This is a genomic window from Pedobacter cryotolerans (genome assembly GCF_005116475.1).
GTDB classification, from domain to species: Bacteria; Bacteroidota; Bacteroidia; order Sphingobacteriales; family Sphingobacteriaceae; genus Pedobacter; species Pedobacter cryotolerans.
The window spans coordinates 64,363-88,274 of record NZ_SWBO01000011.1 but is presented as its reverse complement, the minus strand read 5'-3'; the positions used below and the strand labels follow the sequence as shown (position 1 = coordinate 88,274).

Sequence of the window (23,912 nt, the reverse complement as noted above, 5' to 3'; positions counted from 1 at the left end):
AGCCCGAGCGAGCTTAATTTTGTCACTAATTTGCTTTTCAAAAAGTTAAATTACTAATCGTAAAAACTCCAACTTACACCAAAACGCAAAAGTCGGTCTGGCATTGGGTATTGTTTAACTGTATAATAACCGTTTTGGAACAAGCCTTGATTTAAATACTCGTACTTTACAAACAAGTTTGCTCTACGCAAACCCGCTTTAACCCAAACATCTACAACGGGTTTAGCATCTAATTTTTCGTTGATATTGTAAAACTGACTGGCAGCTGGAGAGTAGGCTGTAGCCATATAAGGCGTATTATACCTCACATCGAAACCTATTTGTGTTTTAAGGGTTTTAAAAAATGTTTGATCTTTATACACACTATTAAAAGAATATACTTCTGGTATTCTTAAAACATTTGCATTATCTGTTTTTTGATAAACAGCAAAAGCATCAATGTGCCACGAGCCAAAATTAAACTTTTTACCTACGCTAACTTTTAACAAACTGATATCGCCAGTTTCTTGAGCGGGCAAAATACTGTTTGTGCCATCGGCGGCAAAATATAGGTGGTTGGTAATTAAATAGTAAGAGGCTGTTGCATCCAAATTATATTTATCGTTTAAAAAGCTAAAAGATAAATTAGCTGTTTTTGTTCTTTCAAATCTATTATCCCACCTGTAATGATTGCCGTAATAGCGATTAAAAAGTTGTTCGGGCGATTTGTTTTGCAAGTATGCCCCTAACACTATTCTGCCTACGCTTTTGCTTAATAACAGGTTACTTTTAGCTTCGTATAAAAAATCGCCTGTGTTTTCGCCTTGAAAAATCTGTTGTAAATCTAAATTAAAATCAATTTTATTGCTAAAACGATAACCCAAATTACCTAAAAGTGTAATGTTTTGAAAAGAGGTTTCGTAGGAGTAATAATTAGTGGTATCTCTTAAAATTCCATATTGGCCATACTGATAGAAGTCGTGCCTAATTCCTGCATCTATTTTTAGTTCGTTTTTTATAATTGAATTGCCTTTTGCCCTCAGGAAAAAACTATATACAAACTCGTTCATTACATGCCTAACGTTGGTAGAATCGTTGGTAAAAACCGTATCCGCAATTCCTCTTGGCAAAACATTAAAAGTATCTGGTTCGTCCTTTTTAAATGAATAATCGTTTCGGGTATAAGCTAAAGTATAGGTAATTTTATTGGTAGGTAAAATGCTTTGTTGCGAGGTTAACCCTGTACTATCAATTCTGCCCACAAAATAACTCTGTTTCAACATCCACGAGTTTTTACGCCAAAGCTGGTTGGAAGTATTTAACCGAACTGGTTCTGCAAGTTTATCTACAAGTAAGCTTCCATTCGCATTAAAAATACTATCATTAACTGGCGATCCATTTTCTTGAGCTTTCATGGTATTAAAAACTCCATCGAGCCATAAAGTGTAACGCTTATTTGGCGATTGATACCAAGTAAAAATTGCGGCGTTTAAATCATCTCCGCGTTGGCGTGTGTATGCTCCATTTGCCCCAATTCGATTAAAATTGGCCCCAACATTCCAATTTTTAGTAATGTTTTGCGAATGGGTTAGTTTAAGAATTTGTTCTTTATCGCCAGCATTTACATAATATAGGTTTGTATACGGAGAGCGGGCACGGTAAAATTTAACATCTTCGTGGTTTAGCACATAATAATCTAATGCATGAAAACCTGCATTAAACCCAATGGTTTTTACTGGCTCGAAAAGCAAAGGTCTTGCAGCTAAACCCAAAACACCTGTACCTGCAGTAGGTGTACGTGGCTGGGCTATTACGCTAAAATTCTGTATACCTGTTAAACCAGTATCAATTGGTAAAGTTTGTATGCTATCTTTTGTGAGTTTATGTGTGGTATAACGCACATATTTTGAACTAAAAATAACCGAATCCGATCCAGATTCTTCTTTCTTTCTTAATGAGTCTAATTCTTTATTTTTGGTTACATCAGTTTTTAAATCTTGTGCAAAGGCATTATTTAAGCCAAAAAGCAGGCAACACAAAAGAAGGGATACAATTAGTTTTGGCATTATAAACTTGAAATAAGCTGACTTAAAATACTGGTCATTTTTGGTTCTGCGATGGCAGCAGTTGCTAAAATCTCTTCTAAGTTAAATGGCTGCAAATCTTCAGGAAAACCTTCATCTGTTAAAACCGAAATTGCAAAAACAGGCAAGCCCATATGGTTTGCAACAATAACTTCTGGCACTGTACTCATACCAACGGCATCACCGCCTATGATGCGTAAATATTTATATTCTGCCTTTGTCTCTAAATTTGGTCCGGTTACGGCAACATAAATACCCTTATGACAAGTAATATTTTCTGATTTTGCTATTTGTAAACCTGCTTCAATTAAACTTTTTTGGTAGGGCTGGCTCATATCGGGAAAACGAGGCCCTAATTCAGAATCGTTTAAACCACGCAACGGGCTTTCGGGCTGTAAATTAATATGATCGCTTATAATCATTAAATCGCCCTTTTTAAACTCAGCATTTAATGAACCTGCAGCATTAGATACAAATAAATGTTTAATGCCTAAAGCCTTTAAAACCCTAATCGGAAAAGTGATTTGCTGCATCGAGTAACCCTCGTAATAATGCAAACGACCTTGCATGGCTACTACTTTTTTACCTTTAAGCGTACCAAAAATTAATTTCCCAGAATGAAATTCTAATGTAGAGATTGGGAAATTAGGAATGCTTGAATACATAATACTATGTTCAATTGCGATCTCTTTAACTAAACCACCAAGTCCCGTACCTAAAACAATACCAACTTCTGGCTCAAAATTGCCTATTTTTTTCTTAAGGTATTCAACTGATTCTTTTAGCGCTTGCAACATAGTCTAATATATTTTTATCAAAGGTAAATTTATCTTTTGGCGCCAATTCAATTTCAATTGGCAAATAGTATATCGGCAAATTTAGCAGTAAATCTGTTAACTTGTTGCCTAATAAACGTTGGCTGTCTTTTTCTGTTGTTATTATTATCTTTTTCTTAGCAGGATGATTGTTAAACGCAATAATTAACTTATTGATATCTTCCTCAGTAAAATTATGATGATCTGGATATTCAAATTGCTCAATTGAATTAGAAAACTGTTTTAAATGAGTAAAAAGTGGCTTCGGATTGGCAATACCTGTAAATAAAAACACAAGCTCTTCATTAGTTAGCTCTTTAATCTCCTTAGTATGTAGGTTTACCAAATTACCATATTTAATAGAAGAGAATGATATTCTTTGGTCAATTCTTGTATCAATTTTTTTTCGCACAGCGATTTGGTCAACCATGTTTAAAGGCAATGGTGCTTTTGTAACCAACACAGCTTCTGCCCTATTGTAATTTCGCCAAGGTTCCCTTAAATTACCCATGGGCATTAAAAACTGAGCTTTTTTAACACTTTCATAATCAAACAATAACAAATTAAAGCCAGCTTTAACAGCCCTGTGTTGATAAGCATCGTCTAATAAAATCACATCATGACCTGATTTTAATTGATTGATGCCAAAAACCCGATCTTCGCAAACTGCCACTGTTACATTTTTAAACTTTTTAAAATACTGCATTGGTTCATCACCAATACTTTCTGCGGTTGCATTTTCATCCGCCAGTAAAAAACCTTTTGTTTTACGACCATAACCCCTACTTAAAATAGCAACTTTATAATTGCTTAACAAGCGAACCAAATATTCTGTTGTGGGTGTTTTGCCTGCACCACCAACCACCAAGTTCCCAATACAAATAACCGGCAAATCAAACTTAGTAGATTTAAAAATCCCCCAATCATATAGTTTATTCCTTAACAGGATAATAAAACCATAAATTATAGCTAGAGGGAATAGAAAAAGGCGTAAAAAATTAATCATGTTAGCCTTCAAAAATAAGGATAATTTTAACAAACAACATTAAGATTTTAAGCCTTCACATTTAACGAATAATTAAAACTTAGTGCGTTTAAAGAACATCATTCTAACGCTTAGTTAAATTTAGTTTGAGTTTATCGAGTTAAGCTAAAATTTTACTACCATTGAACAAAAATTTTAACCAAATGTCTCCAAATAAACGTTTAAAAATTGGCGAAGGAAAAATTAGCGGATACATATCAATCTTTTTATCTGTATTGGTTTTACTTAGTGTATTTTGTTTCAGATACCCAGAGCAGTTAACCACACCCGAGTTTAGAGAAGTTTATACCAAAAGCATAGCCGAAGGCTTAATGATTTTTGGCGTAATTGCAGCTTTCTTTTTCGCCTTGCTAAGTCTAATACTGAGTAAAAAAGTCAAGTTTGCTTTAATTGGAACAGCCATAACTGGAGTAGCAATTATTTTGGGTGCATTAACTTTAAACGGTAGAGATGTGGCTAAAAGCAGTTGGCATTTTGGTTTAGATTGGATGATTTTAGACCTTTTATTAATGGTTGCCATTTTTGTGCCTTTAGAGTTATTCTTCCCTAAAAACAAATCGCAAACTAAATTTCATGAAGAATGGAGAACCGATTTAACTTATTTTGTGATCAGCCATTTGTTTATCCAGTTTTTTGGCATTATTACTCAAAAACCAGCAGTTTTATTTTTTGGCTGGGTAGGTTTAGAAAATCTACATGTTTGGATACAAGGTTTGCCATTTATTGTTGCGCTATTTTTGGCATTTTTTAGTACAGATCTATTTCAATACTGGGCGCATCGCTTTTTTCATACCAGAGTTTATTTATGGCGTTTTCATTCAATACATCATTCTACCCAAAACATGGATTGGCTTGCGGGCAGCAGAACACATTTTATTGATATCTTTTTTACCAGAGCGATGACTTTTATTCCGCTTTATATTTTAGGTTTTTCATCAACTGTGTTTAATGTGTATATCATTTTTATTGCCATCCATGCGGTTTTAATTCATGCAAATACCCGAATTAACTTTGGACCAATTAAATATATTTTTACTACACCACAATACCATCATTGGCACCATTGCGAAGATCCAAAATATTATGGGCATAACTTTGCGTCTATATTTCCTTTTATTGATATGATTTTTGGCACCTATTACTTGCCAGGAAAAAAATGGCCTGCCGGAACCGGAGTACATGAGGCAGCTTACCCAAAAGGATTTATTAAACAATCCGTTTATCCATTTACTAAAAGTCCGTTTGATACAGATTTGAATATGGAAGAGCGAAGTGATAGGTAGGATTTATCGAGGAAATGGACGCCTATAAACATGGCGAATCCTCAAAATTCTAATTTCTTTTTCTAGTAATCGGTAAGAAATCCTGTAACTATTAATCTCAAAAGCAAAAAAGCTTCCGTCATTTGATTTTTTTAATCTATCAATTTGATAAAGAGAAACTGTTTGAGGCAAATTATTAATCTTTGACAGAATTTTTACTTCTAATTTTTCTGCGTAAAAATAGAATCATTGTCTTCTAAAAATTGAATGATATCAAGTAATTGTTTAACCGCTCCCTTACTCCATTTAATTTCCATTAAATAGATTTTCTCCTTTGCTCAAAAAGCATTTCTACATCGCTTTGGCTAACGAAATTACCGTTTTCAATTTCAGCATCAGCAGCATCAATATCTTTATTATATTGATCTAAAAAAACGCCACTGATCTGCTCATCGTTATCCACATTAGCTTGATATTCATACTTCAAACTTTCTAAAAAAGCTAATAAAACCTTTTCTTCTTGTTCATTTTGTGTGTTAACCAATATGCTCATAAAACAAATTTAATAATTATTTCAACAACTTCATCGTTTTCTATCCCTTAAATCTTACATAAAAATAGATGGTCTAAACCCAAAAAAACTATCTTTGTACAAACAAGAATTTAATTTATGCTTAAAGGATTTTTTAACGTACCAGCTCCTGTTAACGAAACTATTTTAGGTTACGCACCAGGTAGCAAAGAACGCGAATTATTAAAAGAAGCATTGGCTGATGGTCGCTCAAAAGTGATTGATATTCCAATGTACATTGGTGGCGAAGAAGTTTTTACCGAAGAAAAAGGAAAAGTAACTCCTCCACATGATCATCAACATTTGTTGGCTAATTACAGCAAAGGAAGTAAAAACCATGTAACTATGGCTATTGATGCTGCTTTAGCTGCAAAAGCAGATTGGGAAAACTTAGCTTGGGAACATAGAGCTGCTATTTTTTTAAGAGCTGCCGATTTAATTGCTGGTCCGTACCGTTATAAATTAAATGCTGCAACTATGCTTGGGCAAAGCAAAAATGCTTACCAAGCAGAAATAGATGCAGCCTGTGAATTGATAGATTTCTTGCGTTTTAACGTAAGCTACATGACAGAAATTTACAAACAACAGCCTCCTGTATCGCCACGTGGAACTTGGAACAGATTAGAACAACGCCCATTAGAAGGTTTTGTATTCGCTTTAACTCCATTTAATTTCACGGCAATTGCAGGTAACTTACCTACTTCGGCTGCTATGATGGGCAACGTTGTAGTTTGGAAACCAGCAAACACACAAATTTATGCTGCCAATGTATTAATGCAAATTTTCCGCGAAGCAGGATTACCTGATGGCGTAATTAACTTGGTTTATGTTTCTGGCCCTGATGCTGGTGATGTAATTTTCGCTCACCCAGATTTTGCAGGCATTCACTTTACAGGTTCTACCGGAGTTTTTCAAGATATCTGGAAAACCATTGGCAACAACATTCATAAATACAAAACCTATCCTCGCATAGTTGGCGAAACTGGTGGTAAAGATTTCATTTTAATACACGGCTCCGCAAACCCAGAAGTTTCTAGCACAGCAATTATTCGTGGGGCTTTCGAATATCAAGGTCAAAAATGTTCTGCTGCAAGTAGAGTTTACATTGCAAAAAGTGTTTGGCCAGAAATTAAAAAATTGATGCTGCGTGATTTAGCTACATTTAAAATGGGCGGTACCGAAGATTTTAGCAACTTTATTAATGCTGTGATTGATGGAAAATCCTTTAACAGTTTAGCAAAATATATTGATGCTGCCAAAAAAGATAAAGGTGTAGAAATTATTGCTGGCGGAAATTATGATAACAGCAAAGGTTATTTTATTGAACCTACTGTTTTAGTGGTTGATGACCCAAAATATACCACCATGTGCGAAGAATTGTTTGGCCCTGTTTTAACCATATTTGTTTATGACGATAAAGATTTTGATAAAACATTAGATATAATAGATAGCACATCAATTTACGCTTTAACAGGCGCTGTAATTGGTCAAGACAGATACGCTTTAGAAAAAGCAACTCACAAATTACGCAACGCAGCTGGCAACTTTTATATCAACGATAAATGTACAGGAGCAGTTGTAGGGCAGCAGCCATTTGGCGGTGCTAGAGGCAGCGGTACCAATGATAAAGCAGGCTCGATGATTAATTTATTACGTTGGGTTTCTCCACGCACCATTAAAGAAACCTTTGATCCACCAAAAGATTACCGTTATCCTTTTTTAGCAGAGTAATAAACACTAAAAATAACAGAACCGTTCAGAATTAACCTGGACGGTTTTTTTATACCTATTTTTTGAAAAGTCCATTCAGTACTCCTATTTAAGCAAGCCCTGCCAATGCTACAATTCTCAAAACTTTGATTACCGATTGCATCGGCAAAGTTTTGAGAGATTTTCGCGAATGTCAGGTTTAGAACACTCCATTTTTAGCAACTTTGAACGGTTTACCTGCACAGCCGTTAATTATAGCCCAGATTGAAGTGAAAAGCTTTTTCAATGTAAGGCTGAGGGCTTGCCTCCAGTGGCTGGTGCCGAAGCCAAATTGAAAAACTTGAAACGTAAAGCGGAAAGACCGCTTAAATATTTCAGGAATTTGCGCTTCAAAAAAATATAATCTTGATCATTTTTTTATAGATTTTTGCAATTTTAGGCAGAAAAACACCAAATTACAATGCAAGCATAATAAACAGACCGAATACCGTTTTCGCATTTAGTCTACGGCTTTAAATGATTTAAATCGAAATAACCAACTTAATCAATATTATATTTTGATTAAGCTTAAAATTCAGAATATAATATTTTTTAATTTATTTTAAGATATCTCTTGGTTGTTTATGAACTAAAAACTAAATTGGTTTTTATAAAACAATGACAATGTACAACCCAAATAATTTTAGTTTAGATAGCACTAATAGAGTGGTTTTAGCACCAACTTTATTAGTCATTCTTATTGCTAACATTATTCTGCTACTTGGTAAGCAGCAAGGGTCGCTATAAAATGAATTAATACTCAACCTACCTAAAGCGTCCCGATACAAACGGGACGCTTTTTTTAAATAAACAAATTGAAATGCAATACTATAATTCGAACACGATAATTTATTTAAACGGTGCTTTTGTAAAGGCAACCGAAGCAAAAACGGATTTGTACGGACAATCTCTACATTATGGTTTAGCCGCGTTTGAAGGTATTAGGGCTTATAAAACTCATAATGCAACCCGTATTTTTAAAATAAAGGAACATTTTGAGCGCTTAAAAAAATCTTGCGAATTGGTTGGTATTCCTTATCCATGGGATAATAAGGATTTGATTAAAAAAACCTATCGTTTGTTAGAAAAGAACAACTTAAAAGATGCTTACATCCGCCCAATTGTTTACAGCGAACCACAAATGACCTTAGTTGCGCCAGAAAAAGTAAATATTATGATATGCGCTTGGGAATGGGGAGCTTATTTGGGTGATAAACAATTGAAAGTTTGCATCTCTCCTTTTCAACGCCCAAATCCAAAATCAACTTTTGTTGAAGCAAAAATAAGTGGCCATTATGTAAACTCAATTCTAGCTACAACCGATGCTAAAAAAAGAGGGTTTGACGAAGCTTTACTTTTAGATATGAATGAAAATGTAGCAGAAGGATCTGGTGCAAATATATTTATCGAAAAAGGCGGCAAATTATATACTCCCTCGTTAGGTAATATTTTAGCAGGTATTACTAGAGCAACTGTAATTGAACTTTGTAAAATGCTAGATGTAGAAGTAATTGAAAAACAAATTAATGTGGAAGAATTAAAAAATGCAGATAGCGCATTCTTTTGTGGTACTGCTGCCGAAGTGATTGGGATACATACTATTGATGATACTGTTTACAGACAACGCTGGAGTGATAGTATCGGTTATGTGATCCAAAGAGCTTATAAAAATTTAGTGCTAGAGAAAGTGAATTATGAAGTGATTATCTAAGAGACGTGAGAAGTTAGATGTGAGATTTGAGACAATAGCAGCAAGTAGCGAGTATCAAGCATCAAAACAGCGAACATAACATTACAACCTTTAAACATTACAACCTTCCAACCATAAAACATGAACGAAATTAATAAATACAGTAAAACATTTACACAAGACCCTACACAACCTGCAGCGCAAGCTATGCTTTACGGAATTGGTTTAACCGATGCCGATATGGCTAAAGCGCAAGTAGGCATTGCCAGTATGGGTTACGATGGCAATACTTGCAACATGCATCTTAACGATTTAGCAAAAGATGTTAAAGCTGGTGTTTGGAAAAATGATTTAGTGGGTTTGGTTTTTAATACCATTGGCGTTAGTGATGGCATGAGCAATGGTACAGATGGCATGCGCTATTCGTTAGTTAGTAGAGATGTAATTGCAGATAGTATTGAAACTATTTGTGGTGGTCAATACTACGATGGCATAATTTCTATCCCAGGTTGCGACAAAAATATGCCAGGGGCGATAATGGCAATGGCTCGTTTAGACCGTCCGTCTATTATGGTTTACGGCGGCACAATTGCTCCAGGACATTATAAAGGAGAAGAATTAAATATTGTTTCGGCTTTTGAAGCTTTAGGACAAAAAATATGCGGTAATTTATCTGAAGAAGATTATCAAGGTATCATTAAACATACTTGTCCGGGTGCGGGTGCTTGTGGTGGCATGTACACCGCAAATACAATGGCATCGGCTATCGAAGCTTTGGGAATGAGTTTGCCTTATTCATCATCTAACCCAGCGATTAGCGAGGAGAAAAAACAAGAATGTTTGGATGCAGGTAAATACATCAAAATTTTATTAGAAAAAGATATTAAACCATCTGATATTATGACGAGGAAAGCATTTGAAAATGCCATTCGCTCAATCATTATTTTAGGTGGCAGTACCAATGCAGTTTTACATTTTATTGCAATGGGCAAAGCTATTGGGGTAGAAATAACACAAGATGATTTTCAACGCATGAGTGATATTACACCTGTTTTGGCCGACTTTAAACCAAGCGGTAAATATTTGATGCAAGATTTACATCAATATGGCGGTATCCCAGCGGTGATGAAATATTTGTTAGACGAAGGGTTATTACATGGCGATTGTTTAACTGTTACTGGTAAAACAGTAGCTGAAAACTTAGCTAATGTTAAATCAATTATGGATTACGATCAGAAAATCATTCATAAATTAAGTGATCCACTAAAGGCTACTGGACATTTACAGATCCTTTATGGAAACTTAGCCGAAAAAGGTTCGGTTGCGAAAATCTCTGGTAAAGAAGGTGAAAAATTTGAAGGGCCAGCTCGTGTATTTGATGGTGAAAAGGATTTAGTTGCGGGAATTTCTTCTGGAAGAATTAAACCAGGCGATGTTGTAGTAATTAAAAATGAAGGCCCTGTGGGTGCACCAGGTATGCCAGAAATGTTAAAACCCACTTCGCTTATTGTTGGTGCTGGTTTAGGCAAGTCAATAGCGTTAATTACCGATGGTCGTTTTTCTGGTGGCACACACGGTTTTGTGGTTGGGCACATTACACCAGAAGCTTACAAAGGCGGGTTAATTGGCTTGGTAAAAGATGATGATATCATATTAATTGATGCAGTAAATAACGTTATCAGCTTACAAGTAAGTGAAGAAATTATCGCAGAGCGAAGAAAAAACCATATACAGCCTGGACTTAAAGTTACAAAAGGTGTTTTATTTAAATATGCTAAAACGGTTTCAGACGCGGCAAGTGGCTGTGTAACTGATGAAATATAAGCAATAATTATGGTTCGTGGGGACACGAACCATGGCAAAAATGGTCATCCCGACTATGAACTAAATATTAAAATGAATTACTATGCAAATTATCAAAAGTATTCAAAGTAGAATTTACGAAATTCGGGGTGAAAGAGTAATGTTAGATTTCGATTTAGCAATACTTTATGAGGTTGAGACAAAGGTTTTAAACCAGGCGGTAAAACGTAATATAGAGCGTTTTCCAGAAGATTTTATGTTTAGGCTTTCTTTAAATGAATGGGAAAGTATGCGGTCACAAATTGTGACCGCATACCAAGAAACACCTGATCTATTATCAGAAATTGTGATCATCAGCCAGAATAAAAGAAATACAAACATCACGCCCTACGCCTTTACAGAGCAAGGTGTAGCCATGCTTAGTGGCGTTTTAAGAAGTGAAAAGGCAATTAATATGAACATTGCCATAATGAGAGCTTTTGTTGACGTAAGAAAAATCTTGCTCAAACAAAATAACTTAAACGAGCAGCTCTTAGAAATTAAAGAGCGGCTTGGCGAGCATGATGTTCAACTAAACGAACTCTACGATGCAATGGACAATATGCTAGATGAAAAGATTGCCCAATTGAAATGGAAAGACAGAGAGCGAATTGGGTTTAAAATAAAAGAATAACAGAACCACAAAAATATAATTATGGAAACTGCGCAAGATACAATACAACAAAACGAAATTAAATCCAGTCCCATTCAAGGGGTTGGGGGTTTTAAAGGAACTGGTTCGCAAATGTTGCTTAATGGCTTAATTGAAGAAGGTGTACATACCATTTTCGGTTATCCCGGTGGAGCGATTATGCCAATTTACGATGCGCTTTATGATTATGCAGATAAATTAACGCATATTTTGGTCCGCCATGAGCAAGGTGGTATACATGCTGCACAAGGTTTTGCCCGTACCAGTGGTAAAGTTGGTGTTTGTTTTGCTACCAGCGGACCCGGAGCTACCAACTTAGTAACAGGTTTGGCTGATGCACAAATTGACAGTACTCCATTAGTTTGTATCACCGGACAAGTTTTTGCTCATTTGTTAGGCACTGATGCTTTCCAAGAAACTGATGTAATTAACATTACAACACCAGTTACCAAATGGAATTATCAAATTACAGATGCTAAAGAAATACCTGAAGTGTTGGCAAAAGCATTTTACATTGCTAAAAGTGGCCGACCAGGGCCCGTTTTAATTGATATTACAAAAAATGCACAATTACAAATTGAAGAGTTTCCTGAATATGTAAAGTGCAACCATATTCGCTCTTATCGCCCAAAACCAAAAGTTAGGGTCGAATACATTGAGCAAGCAGCAGTTTTAATTAATGAAGCAAAAAAACCATTCGTTTTATTTGGTCAAGGTGTAATTTTAGGTAGTGCTGAAGCTGAATTTAAAGCTTTTATAGAAAAATCTGGCATTCCTGCAGCATGGACAATTATGGGCGAAGGTGCAATTCCTACCGATCATCCTTTAAATGTTGGTATGTTGGGTATGCATGGCAATTATGGGCCAAATGTTTTAACTAACGAATGTGATGTTTTGATTGCGATTGGTATGCGTTTCGATGATCGTGTAACTGGTCGTTTAGATAAATATGCTAAACAAGCAAAAGTTATTCATTTAGATATTGACCCAGCCGAAATTGATAAAAATGTTAAGGCAGAAGTGGGTGTTTGGGGCGATTGTAAAGAAACGCTACCCTTATTAACCAATTTGGTTAATGAAAATAAACATGAAGATTGGTTAGCGAAATTTAGAGATTACAATCAACAAGAAATTGATCAGGTAATAACGCCAGAGCTTTACCCAGATGGTGATGAAATGACCATGGGCGAAGTATTACGCAACATCAACGAAATTTGTGATGGCGATGCGATTATTGTAACCGATGTTGGTCAGCACCAAATGGTAGCTTGCCGATATGCCAAATTTAACAACACCCGTAGCAATGTAACTTCTGGAGGATTAGGAACGATGGGGTTTGGTTTACCAGCAGCAATAGGCGCTAAATATGGTGCTCCAAATAAAACTGTTATTGCCATTATTGGCGATGGCGGTTTCCAAATGACACCACAAGAATTAGGCACCATTATGCAATTTGGAGCAGCCGTAAAAATCTTGATTTTAAACAACCGTTTCTTAGGTATGGTTCGCCAATGGCAACAATTATTTCATGAAAAGCGCTACTCTTTTGTAAACATTACCAGTCCTGATTTTGTGGCTTTGGCTAAAGCTTATTATATAGAAGGACAAATGGTTAATGAACGAGCAAACCTGAGAACAGCTTTAGAAACGATGATTAACCATGAAGGCTCATATCTATTGGAAGTGATGGTTGGCAGAGAAAACAACGTTTTTCCGATGGTGCCACAGGGATGTAGCGTAAGTGAAATTAGATTGAAATAACCCCCCAACCCCTAAAGGGGAGTAATATAATTGATTATGAATACTGAAGATACTATAAAATACCAGCCAGCGAAAGCCGATTACGAGGGCAAGCAAGAATACAACATTATCGTTTATGCAGAAAACCGCATTGGTTTGCTTAACCGTATTGCTATTATTTTCTCTAAAAGGAAGATCAATATCGAAAGTTTAAACACTTCTCCTTCTGAAATTGAAGGCATACATCGTTTCAACATTGTAATTACAGAAAGTTATGAAGTTGTACGGAAATTGGCTCGACAAATTGAAAAACAGGTTGAAGTTTTGAAAGTTTATTTTAATACCAACGATGAGATTATTTGGCAAGAATTGGCACTTTACAAAGTACCAACTGAAGAAATTACAGAAAAAGTAACGGTAGAAAGATTGCTCAGACAATATGGTGCAAGTGCTGTGGTCATCCGTAAAGATTATACAGTTTTTGCGGTAACTGGCCACAGAGAAGAAACCGACGCTTTAGTAAAAGCGCTAGAGCCTTATGAATTAATTGAATTTGTACGTTCGGCAAGGGTTGCAATTATTAAAGATAGTGCTAGTTTCCACGATAAGCTAAAAGAGTTTGAAGCTTTTGAACCTGGAGATGAACTAGTAGAAAATGAGTTTTTAGAAAAAGGAGATAAGATATTTACAATGTAAAATAAGGTAGAGGGCTGGAAGGTAGAAGGCGGAAGGTTTTTGAAGATGCTTTAAAAACTATGAGGGGTGTCCCCCTTTGGAGGGGGTCAGGGGGAGGATTTCCTAAGAACTACAGACCTCAGTTATTTAAACCTGATAGCAGTGAAAAATTTTTTTGTCAGGCTGAGCGTAGTCGAAGCCCAAAAAATTTGAAACGAATAGCAGGACTGAAAAAGCGAAGAACTACTGACACTCATTTTCTAAAAAGAGAAAGCTGAAAGACTAAAGCAGAAACACCAAAGAATAAAAATAAAATAAAGAGATCCTTCGACAAGCTACCGATGTAAAATCGGCACACATCAGGATGACAAACGAAAAGAAAAAATAGAAAATCAATCAACCAAAATAACATAAAAAAACAATGGCAAATTATTTTAACACATTACCTCTAAGAGAAAAATTAAACCAATTAGGTGTTTGCGACTTTATGGACAGTTCTGAATTTTTGGACGGCGTAAACGCATTAAAAGGCAAAAAATTAGTGATTGTAGGTTGTGGCGCACAGGGCTTAAACCAAGGTTTAAACTTAAGAGATAGTGGTTTAGATGTAAGCTACACTTTGCGTGCTGAAGCAATTGAAGGCAAAAGAGATAGCTGGAAAAATGCGACTGAAAACAATTTCAAAGTTGGTACTTATGAAGAATTAATTCCGACTGCTGATGTGGTAATTAATTTAACGCCAGATAAACAACATACTGCTGTAGTTAGTGCGATTATGCCTTTAATGAAAGAGGGAGCTACTTTATCTTACTCGCACGGTTTTAACATTGTAGAAGAAGGTACGCAAATTCGTAAAGATTTAACGGTAATTATGGTTGCGCCGAAATGTCCGGGCAGCGAAGTTAGAGCTGAATATGTGAGAGGTTTTGGTGTGCCAACTTTAATTGCTGTACACCCAGAAAATGACCCACAAGGAAAAGGGTTGGCACAGGCAAAAGCTTATGCAGTTGGTACAGGCGGCCACAAAGCTGGTGTATTAAAATCTTCTTTTGTTGCCGAGGTAAAATCTGATTTAATGGGCGAGCAAACCATTCTTTGTGGTTTATTGCAAACTGGTTCTATCCTATCTTTCGATAAAATGGTAGAAAAAGGGATTGATGCTGGTTATGCCTCTAAATTGGTTCAGTATGGTGTTGAGGTAATTACCGAAGCCTTAAAACAAGGTGGAATTACGGCAATGATGGACCGTTTAAGTAATGTTGCTAAAATCAAAGCTTTCGAAATTTCGGAAGAGTTAAAAGATATTATGCGTCCGTTGTTCCAAAAACACCAAGATGATATTATGAGTGGCGAATTTAGTCGTATTATGATGGAAGATTGGGCTAATGGCGATAAAAACCTATTAGCGTGGAGAGCTGAAACTGGCGAAACTGCTTTCGAAAAAACGCCAGCAGGCGATGTTAAAATTGGTGAGCAAGAGTATTTCGACAATTACACTTTAATGGTTGCTTTTGTACGTGCTGGTGTTGAGTTAGCTTTTGAAACAATGGTACAAGCTGGTATTAAACCAGAAAGTGCTTACTACGAAAGCTTGCACGAAACTCCTTTAATTGCCAATACCATTGCTCGTAAAAAATTGTTCGAAATGAACCGTGTTATTTCTGATACTGCAGAATATGGTTGTTACTTATTTGATCAGGCTTGTAAACCTTTATTGGCTGATTTTATGAAAAAAGTGGACACCGATTTAGTGGGTAAAAACTTTAATGAAGGTAAAGATGGTGGAGTTGACAATAGAACTTTGATTGCTGTTAATGAAGCCATCCGTACACACCAAGTTGAACAAATTGGTGCCACTTTGCGCAAGGCGATGACTGCAATGAAGGCGATTAAGACAGCATAAAAATCCCCCAAACCACCAAAGGGGGCTTTTGGACGGAAAAGAATATAATTATAAACTTTAAATTCCCCCTTTAGGGGGATAGGGGGGTAAAATGTTAACACAATCAACGGAAAGCCACGCAAGCCCTTCCCCTTTGGGGAAGGATGGGATGGGGAGGACATTAGTAGAAAAAATTTGGGATGCTCACGTTGTAAAAAGCGAAGAGGGATTTCCTGATATTTTATACATTGATACACACTTAATACACGAGGTAACTTCTCCGCAAGCCTTTGATGGTATGCGCAAAAGAGGATTACCTGTTTTTCGACCGAAACAAACGGTGGCAACTGCCGATCATAACGTACCAACTTTAAATCAGTTACAGCCGATTAAAGAAGAACTTTCTCGTTATCAGGTAGATATGTTGACTAAAAACTGTGCAGAGTTTGGGATTGAGCTTTACGGCTTGGGACATCCTTTTCAAGGGATTGTTCACGTAATAGGCCCAGAACTAGGTATTACCCTACCGGGAAAAACAATGGTTTGTGGTGATAGCCACACCTCTACTCACGGTGCTTTTGGTGCAATTGCGTTTGGTATTGGCACTTCTCAAGTTGAGCAGGTTTTTGCAACGCAATGTTTATTGCAACAGAAACCTAAAACAATGAAAATTGAGGTAAACGGCGAGTTAGGAAAAGGCGTTGGTGCAAAAGATATCATTTTATACATTATTGCACAGATTTCTGCCGCTGGCGGAACAGGCTATTTTATTGAATATGCAGGTTCGGCAATTGAGGCTTTAAGTATGGAAGCCCGTATGACGATTTGTAATATGAGCATTGAAATGGGTGCCAGAGGCGGATTAATTGCTCCAGATCAGACTACTTTCGATTACATTAAAGGAAGAGAATTTGCTCCAGCAGGTGCCGAATGGGATAAAGCATTAGCTTATTGGAAAACTCTATACAGCGATGTGGATGCAAAATTTGATAGCGTTTTAACTTTCGATGCGGCTGCAATTGCGCCAATGATTACCTATGGAACCAATCCGGGTATGGGAATGGGTATTCAAGAGAACATTCCAGCTACCAATGCGCAACCAGAGAAAGAGCAACTGTCTTATCAAAAAGCATTGGATTATATGGGTTTTGATGATGATGCATCGTTAATCGGCAAGCCAGTTGATTACGTTTTCATCGGAAGTTGTACCAATTCCCGCATCGAAGATTTACGTGAAGTAGCTGATTTTGTTAAAGGTAAACGCAAAGCGGATAGCGTAATTGCTTGGATAGTTCCGGGATCTAAACAAGTTGAACAACAAGCCATAAATGAAGGCTTAGATATTATATTTGAAGCTGCTGGTTTCCAATTACGTGAACCTGGTTGCAGTGCTTGTTTAGGGATGAATGAAGATAAAATCCCGGCAGGGAAGTATTGTGTTTCTACATCTAACAGAAATTTCGAAGGCAGGCAAGGACAAAATGCTAGGACTTTGTTGGCTAGTCCGTTAACGGCGGCGGCAGCAGCGGTAACTGGAAAAATTACAGATGTGAGGGAGTTCTTGTTAGAGGAACAAGGATAAAAGAACAAAGATTGTAAACACATTAGTAATTCGTCATTGCGAGGTACAGCCTGTCCCGATTGTTCGGGAAAGCAATCTTAAAGTGCTAGGAATTAACAAATGGTTGGTGAGGACACCAACCAAGGAACAAAGACCAAAGCGACCAACAATAAGCGCCCTGCAATTCCCCTCTTGAGGGGTGGACCGATTTTTCATCGGGACGGGGTGGTTTTAAAAGCAGAAACAATAAAAAACAAAAACTTAGGTGCCCTTTGGTTTCTTAAGTGGTGAAAAAGTAAAAAAAAACGAAATGCCAGAAATACTTTGGGATAGTAAATTATACGATAAACAACATCATTTTGTATCTGCTTATGGTATGGATGTAGTGCAATGGCTTGCTCCAAAACCCGGCGAAGATATTTTAGATCTAGGCTGTGGTACGGGACAGTTAGCTGCACAAATTGTAGAAAGTGGCGCTGAAGTTTTTGGTGTTGATGCATCGGCAGAAATGATTGCCGAAGCAAAAGCAAATTACCTTAACGTAGGTTTTGAAGTGGTTGATGCTACAAAATTGCCTTACAAAGAATTATTTGATGCAATTTTTAGCAATGCGACTTTCCATTGGATTGAAGACCAAGAAGCCTTACTTAAAGGAGTTTACAATAGCTTAAAACCTAACGGAAGATTAGTGGCTGAATTTGGTGGAAAAGGAAATGTAAAAAGCATTACTGATGCTTTAACAGTTTCGGCTAAAAATTTAGGTTTACTAGAAAAATTAACTACTAATTTTTGGTTTTTCCCTTCTGCGGCTACATATACCACATTGTTAGAAAAACAAGGTTTTGAAGTTGAACAAGCTTGGTTATTCGACAGACCTACAAAATTAATAGGCGAAGATGGGATGCTAAAATGGATCAATCAATTTGCAACCCATGTCTTTAAAAACTTATCAGCAGACGAAGCTGAGGCAATTAAAAGTTTGGCTATAGAAATATTGAAACCAAATTATTTAAGAAATGGCGAATGGACCGCAGATTATAGAAGATTAAGAATTAAAGCCTATAAAAGATAGAAGGCTGAGGTTTGAAGGTGGAAGGTTTGAAAAGCTGAAAGACCAAAGCTGAAAGACCAAAGAATAAAGTGTACAAAAATAACGTGAATACAAGTCTTGATACTTGATACTCGCTACTTGATACTATTTGAAATGAAAAAATTCACAAAATTAACATCGGCTGTTGTGCCGTTAAATATAGAAAACATAGATACAGACCAGATTATTCCGGCTAGGTTTTTAAAAGCAACCACAAGAGAGGGTTTTGGCGAAAATTTATTTTGCGATTGGCGTTATGACGCAGACCGCCAACCAAAACCAGATTTTGTTTTAAATGATAAAACTTATAGCGGAAAAATTCTTTTGGCTGGTAAAAACTTTGGTTGTGGCAGTAGCAGAGAACACGCCGCTTGGGCTATACAAGATGCTGGTTTTGATGCCGTAGTAAGTAGTTTTTTTGCTGATATTTTTAAAGGTAATGCCTTAAACAACGGACTTTTACCAGTTCAAGTAAGTGATGAATTTTTGTTTAAAATGTTCGAAGCAGTGGCAAAAGACCACAATACACAAATTACAATTGATTTAGAAAATCAAACTATCAAAATTGAGGGGCAAGTCCTCCCTTCTGGGGAGGATTTAGGTGGGGCTGAAAGTTTTGAAATCAATGCTTACAAAAAATCTTGTTTAATAAATGGTTATGATGATATCGATTTTATTTTAGCGCAAAAGGAATTGGTTGAAGAATTTGAGAAAAGCTGAAAGACCAAAGCTTAAATACCAAAGCTAACCCACCAGTCATTGCGAGGCACGAAGCAATCCTACAACTATCGCTAGGTTATTCAACCCATCGCTTTAAGATTGCTTCGTTCCTCGCAATGACGACAACATAAAATTTAAACAGAAAAATGCAACCATTAGTCAACATTCAAAACCTAAACCTAAAATACCAGCAAAAGCAGGTGTTAGTGGATTTGAATTGGACTATCCAACATGGTGAAAACTGGCAATTGGGTGGTGTTAGTGGAAGTGGAAAAACTTCGTTAGCTAAAATTATTGCAAGAAAGCAAACCGCAATTGGAGATGTAAAAATCAACTTCAATACAGCTAGCGAGTTGCCTGCCGAAGTTTTATTTGTAGAAAGTTGGTATCAGTTTAAAAATGTAGAAGGCGTTGCCAATTTTTACTATCAGCAAAGGTATACCAGTCAGCAGGCTAAAAATTCCTTAACTGTACATGCAGAATTGGTGAGTTATGGCAAAGAAAACAACTTACATCTAGATCAGGTTGAACCAATTTTAGAAGCTTTAAACTTCTCAACTTTTGCCAGTTCGCAATTGATTGAATTATCAAGCGGAGAACATAAAAAGTTACAATTGGTAAAAGCATTGTGGTTAAAACCGCAATTGCTAATTATAGACCAACCATATACAGGTTTAGATGTGGCATCACGTAAAAGCCTAAATATTTTATTGGATAAAGCAGCAGCTGCTGGAGTTCAATTGATTTTGATCTGTAACGATACAGCATTACCAACATCCATTAATCGCTTTGCAGAAATAAAAGATGGTAAATTGGTTGCAGTTGATTCTTTTGAACGCTCATCCCATACTGAAAATCGTTTAAAAGAAATACCTGATTTTTTAAAGCAATCCCCTTTATATTCTTCGCAAAATATTGTCAAAATGGTTGATGTAAATATCAGCTATGGAGAAAAACAAGTTTTAAAAAACATCAATTGGGAAGTAAAAGCAGGCGAAAAATGGTTGTTACAAGGCCACAACGGGTCCGGCAAATCAACTTTGTTAAGTTTAATTAATGGTGATCATCCGCAATCTTATGCTAACGAACTTTATCTTTTTGGCAATAAGAGAGGTAGTGGAGAAAGCATTTGGGATATTAAAAAACGCATCGGTTTAATATCGCCAGAATTTCACTGGTATTTTGATGCCTCTGCTACAGTTTGGCAAAGCATCGCCTCTGGCTTTTATGATTCGGTAGGTTTGTTTCAACAATTACCTTACAGCAAAGCGGCTCAAGTTGATGAACTGATTGAATATTTCGCCTTAACTGAAAGCAAAAACGAGTTATTAAATCATCTCCCGTTGGGAAAACAAAGAATGGTTTTATTGGCTAGAACTATTATTAAAAATCCTGAATTATTGATTTTAGATGAACCTTGCCAAGGTTTAGACCAACAACAAACACAACATTTTAACCAACTGGTTGATGCGTTATGCGCAAATGGCATGACCGTAATCTATGTTGGCCACTTTGAATCGCAATTACCAAAAAGCCTTACGCACAAATTAGTTTTGAGCCAAGGAGAAGCTATAGAAAATACAAAAGCATACACCATACAAAAAGAATTAGCATGAATAAGCACATTTTAGTTATTCCTGGAGACGGAATTGGACCAGAAGTTACCCAATGGGGGAAAGCAGCATTAGAGAAAATCGCCGAAATTTTTGGCCATGAATTTACTTTTGATGAAGCACTGATGGGCCATGCGGCAATTGAAGTTACAGGAACACCGTTGCCTGATGAAACTTTAGAAAAAGCGAGAAAAAGCGATGCTATTTTATTCGGCGCTATTGGTCATGCTAAATATGATAACGACCCTTCGTTAAAAGTAAGACCAGAACAAGGTTTATTAAAAATTAGAAAAGAACTGGGTTTGTATGCTAACCTCCGCCCTATTTTATTATTTGATGAACTTTTACAGGCATCGAGCATTAAACCAACCATTTTAAAAGGAACTGATATTTTGTTCTTTAGAGAATTAACTGGCGATGTTTATTTCGGTGAGAAAACACGTTCTGAGGATAGAAATACAGCTTCAGACTTGATGATTTACCATAAATATGAAGTTGAAAGAATTGCGCATAAGGCTTATGCCGCAGCTCGTCAACGTAGAGGTAAATTATGCTCGGTTGATAAGGCAAATGTATTGGAAAGCTCTCGTTTATGGAGAGAAACCGTACAAGAAATTGCGAAACAATACCCAGATGTAGAAACTTCGCACATGTTTATCGACAATGCAGCCATGCAACTGATTAAAGACCCAAAACAATTTGATGTGGTTTTAACAGCGAACTTATTTGGGGATATTTTAACAGATGAAGCTTCGCAAATTGCAGGTTCTATGGGGATGTTAGCCTCTGCTTCTGTAGGTGATGGCACTGGATTTTTCGAGCCAATTCACGGATCTGCACATGATATTACGGGCAAAGATTTGGCAAATCCATTGGCTTCAATCCTATCTGCAGCGCTAATGCTCGAAATTAGTTTCGGACTTAAAGAAGAAGCAAAAACATTGGTTGATGCAGTTGATAAAGTTTTAAAAGAAGGTTTTAGAACCAACGACATTGCAGACACCACCACCAATAGATACAAAGTATTAGGCACCCAAGAAATGGGTAAACTAGTCATTAAATTTTTAACACAAACCGTTACCACTAATTCATAAAAGCATGTTACACGATCCAAATAGAGTTTTCGTTTTTGATACCACTTTACGCGATGGCGAGCAAGTTCCTGGTTGCCAATTGTCTACGCCAGAGAAGATAGAAATTGCAAAAGCCTTAGAATTACTCGGCGTAGATGTAATTGAAGCCGGTTTTCCTATTTCTAGTCCGGGAGATTTTCAGAGCGTAGTAGAACTATCAAAAGCGGTTACCAACCCTATTATTTGTGCATTAACTAGAGCTAACAAAGGTGATATCGATTCGGCTGCTGCTGCTTTAAAATATGCGAAACATCCTCGTATCCACACTGGTATTGGTGCTTCTGATATGCACATTAAGTATAAATTTAATAGTACCCGTGAGCAAATTTTAGAGCGTGCTGTTGATGCAGTTAAGTATGCCAAAAAATTTGTAGAAGATATTGAGTTTTACGCAGAAGATGCTGGCAGGGCCGATAATGAGTTTTTGGCGCAAATGGTTGAAGCTGTAATTGCAGCTGGCGCAACGGTAGTAAACATTCCAGATACCAACGGTTATTGTTTGCCAGAACAATATGGTGCGAAAATTTTATACTTGAAAGAAAATGTAAAAAACATTGATCAAGCCATTATTTCTGTGCATTGCCATAACGATTTAGGTTTAGCAACCGCAAATACTGTAGCCGGAATTGTAAATGGTGCTCGCCAAATTGAATGTACCATAAACGGTATTGGCGAAAGAGCTGGTAATACAGCTTTAGAAGAAGTGGCGATGATTTTAAAAACGCACAAAGCTTTAAATTTGCACACTAACATCAATAGCAAACATTTTACGGAAATTAGCAACATGGTGAGCCGCATGATGCGGATGCCTGTACAGCCAAACAAAGCGATTATTGGTAAAAATGCATTTGCACATAGTTCTGGCATTCACCAAGATGGATTTTTGAAACACCGTGAAAACTACGAAATTATGAACCCTGAAGATGTGGGTTTAATAGAAGCTGGCATTATTTTAACCGCACGTAGTGGAAGACACGCTTTAAAACATCACTTAGAGCGATTGGGTTATGATAATGAGAAATTAAACTTAGATGATGTTTACCAACGTTTTTTGGTTTTGGCTGATGAGAAAAAAGAAATCTCTGATGATGATTTGTTATTTTTAATGAGTGATGGCGATGAAAGTGCTTACAAAAATGGTTACAAATTAAGCTTGTTACATGTAATTTGTGGCGATAATGAAAGTCCGACGGCTAATATAAAATTGCAATACAACGGCGAAGAAAAAGAAGCTACGGCAACCGGAAATGGACCTGTTAACGCGACTGTAAAAGCTATAACCAGTGTTATTGGAAAAAACATTGAGCTTAAAGAATTTACTATACAAGCAATGCATGGCGGAAGTGATGACGTGAGCAAGGTAAATATGCGTGTAAGTTTTGAAGGAAAATCTTATCAAGGGTATGGTTTTAGTACAGATATTGTAAAAGCATCGGCAAATGCGTATTTAGATGCGATTAATAAGTTTTTGTAAAGCCCCACCTTTTGAAAGGTTTTACTTGGGCTAATTTCCTGCACGTTCCTCCCCAAAGGAGAGGAAAACAAAGTTTGGTGGTTTAAACCCTAGCGAACAACTTGTTAAGGAGAAATAGCAAAGATTAAAAATTGCGATACGCATAAAAAACTGTGAGGGGTGTCCCCCTTTGGAGGGGGTTAGGGGGAGGATTTTATTTTATTGCACTGCCTTTAGTTTTCTAAACCCGATTGAAGTGGAAATACTTTTTGATGCAGGTCTTCGACAAGCTCAGACTGACAATCGCAAAAAGATTGAAACGAAAAGCCTGCCTGCCGGCAGGCAGGCGGGACAAC

18 protein-coding genes are annotated in these 23,912 nt (G+C 36.6%); 14 read left to right on the top strand and 4 right to left on the bottom strand.

Features of this window, described 5'->3' with window-relative positions:
* Positions 1 to 53: 53 nt before the first annotated feature.
* The 3 genes from FA045_RS16055 to lpxK are packed head-to-tail and all read right to left on the bottom strand — an operon-like array spanning position 54 to position 3,884.
* Positions 54 to 2,045, bottom strand: a complete 1,992-nt coding sequence (locus tag FA045_RS16055) for a putative porin (RefSeq protein ID WP_136878102.1) — start codon at positions 2,043 to 2,045, stop codon at positions 54 to 56.
* Positions 2,045 to 2,860, bottom strand: a complete 816-nt coding sequence (locus FA045_RS16050) for a purine-nucleoside phosphorylase (RefSeq protein WP_136878101.1) — start codon at positions 2,858 to 2,860, stop codon at positions 2,045 to 2,047. Before FA045_RS16050 ends, FA045_RS16055 begins: the two co-directional genes overlap by 1 nt.
* A complete protein-coding gene (gene lpxK, locus FA045_RS16045) occupies positions 2,832 to 3,884 on the bottom strand; it encodes a tetraacyldisaccharide 4'-kinase (RefSeq protein ID WP_136878100.1) in 1,053 nt (350 codons plus the stop codon). Before lpxK ends, FA045_RS16050 begins: the two co-directional genes overlap by 29 nt.
* Positions 3,885 to 4,066: 182 nt before the next feature.
* On the opposite strand from lpxK, the gene FA045_RS16040 reads away from it, so the two are divergent.
* Positions 4,067 to 5,206, top strand: a complete 1,140-nt coding sequence (locus FA045_RS16040; protein ID WP_136878099.1) for a sterol desaturase family protein — start codon at positions 4,067 to 4,069, stop codon at positions 5,204 to 5,206.
* A 295-nt stretch (positions 5,207 to 5,501) separates the two neighbouring features.
* Here the strand turns inward: FA045_RS16040 and FA045_RS16035 are convergent, their stop codons facing one another.
* Complete coding sequence (locus tag FA045_RS16035; RefSeq protein WP_136878098.1) at positions 5,502 to 5,738, bottom strand: hypothetical protein; 237 nt, start codon at positions 5,736 to 5,738, stop codon at positions 5,502 to 5,504.
* A 117-nt stretch (positions 5,739 to 5,855) separates the two neighbouring features.
* Between FA045_RS16035 and pruA the strand changes: the two genes are divergently transcribed.
* The 13 genes from pruA to FA045_RS15970 all read left to right on the top strand — a co-directional run bounded on the left by pruA (position 5,856) and on the right by FA045_RS15970 (position 23,577).
* On the top strand, positions 5,856 to 7,487 hold the full coding sequence (gene pruA, locus FA045_RS16030; RefSeq protein ID WP_136878097.1) for an L-glutamate gamma-semialdehyde dehydrogenase: 1,632 nt from the start codon (positions 5,856 to 5,858) through the stop codon (positions 7,485 to 7,487).
* 838 nt (positions 7,488 to 8,325) lie between these two features.
* A complete protein-coding gene (locus FA045_RS16025) occupies positions 8,326 to 9,216 on the top strand; it encodes a branched-chain amino acid transaminase (RefSeq protein WP_136878096.1) in 891 nt (296 codons plus the stop codon).
* Positions 9,217 to 9,336: 120 nt separating this feature from the next.
* The gene (ilvD, locus tag FA045_RS16020; RefSeq protein ID WP_136878095.1) at positions 9,337 to 11,019 is read left to right on the top strand and encodes a dihydroxy-acid dehydratase; all 1,683 of its coding nucleotides are present in this window, start codon (positions 9,337 to 9,339) and stop codon (positions 11,017 to 11,019) included.
* Positions 11,020 to 11,101: 82 nt separating this feature from the next.
* Entirely contained in the window at positions 11,102 to 11,671 is a 570-nt protein-coding gene (locus FA045_RS16015; protein ID WP_136878094.1) for an ORF6N domain-containing protein, read from the top strand.
* 21 nt (positions 11,672 to 11,692) lie between these two features.
* A complete protein-coding gene (gene ilvB, locus FA045_RS16010; protein ID WP_136878093.1) occupies positions 11,693 to 13,450 on the top strand; it encodes a biosynthetic-type acetolactate synthase large subunit in 1,758 nt (585 codons plus the stop codon).
* 36 nt (positions 13,451 to 13,486) lie between these two features.
* Positions 13,487 to 14,125: an acetolactate synthase small subunit gene (gene ilvN, locus FA045_RS16005; RefSeq protein ID WP_136878092.1), complete on the top strand. Its 639-nt coding sequence runs from the start codon at positions 13,487 to 13,489 to the stop codon at positions 14,123 to 14,125.
* A 400-nt stretch (positions 14,126 to 14,525) separates the two neighbouring features.
* On the top strand, positions 14,526 to 16,007 hold the full coding sequence (gene ilvC / locus FA045_RS16000) for a ketol-acid reductoisomerase (protein WP_136878091.1): 1,482 nt from the start codon (positions 14,526 to 14,528) through the stop codon (positions 16,005 to 16,007).
* Positions 16,008 to 16,155: 148 nt separating this feature from the next.
* Complete coding sequence (gene leuC / locus FA045_RS15995; RefSeq protein WP_136878090.1) at positions 16,156 to 17,568, top strand: 3-isopropylmalate dehydratase large subunit; 1,413 nt, start codon at positions 16,156 to 16,158, stop codon at positions 17,566 to 17,568.
* 289 nt (positions 17,569 to 17,857) lie between these two features.
* Entirely contained in the window at positions 17,858 to 18,619 is a 762-nt protein-coding gene (locus tag FA045_RS15990; protein ID WP_136878089.1) for a class I SAM-dependent methyltransferase, read from the top strand.
* A gap of 132 nt (positions 18,620 to 18,751) precedes the next feature.
* Positions 18,752 to 19,357 (top strand): 3-isopropylmalate dehydratase small subunit, encoded by a 606-nt coding sequence (gene leuD / locus FA045_RS15985; RefSeq protein WP_136878088.1) that lies wholly within the window; start codon positions 18,752 to 18,754, stop codon positions 19,355 to 19,357.
* A 146-nt stretch (positions 19,358 to 19,503) separates the two neighbouring features.
* Positions 19,504 to 20,973 (top strand): ATP-binding cassette domain-containing protein, encoded by a 1,470-nt coding sequence (locus FA045_RS15980; protein ID WP_136878087.1) that lies wholly within the window; start codon positions 19,504 to 19,506, stop codon positions 20,971 to 20,973.
* Positions 20,970 to 22,064: a 3-isopropylmalate dehydrogenase gene (gene leuB / locus FA045_RS15975; protein WP_136878086.1), complete on the top strand. Its 1,095-nt coding sequence runs from the start codon at positions 20,970 to 20,972 to the stop codon at positions 22,062 to 22,064. Before FA045_RS15980 ends, leuB begins: the two co-directional genes overlap by 4 nt.
* 4 nt (positions 22,065 to 22,068) lie before the next feature.
* The gene (locus FA045_RS15970) at positions 22,069 to 23,577 is read left to right on the top strand and encodes a 2-isopropylmalate synthase (protein WP_136878085.1); all 1,509 of its coding nucleotides are present in this window, start codon (positions 22,069 to 22,071) and stop codon (positions 23,575 to 23,577) included.
* Positions 23,578 to 23,912 lie beyond the last annotated feature (335 nt).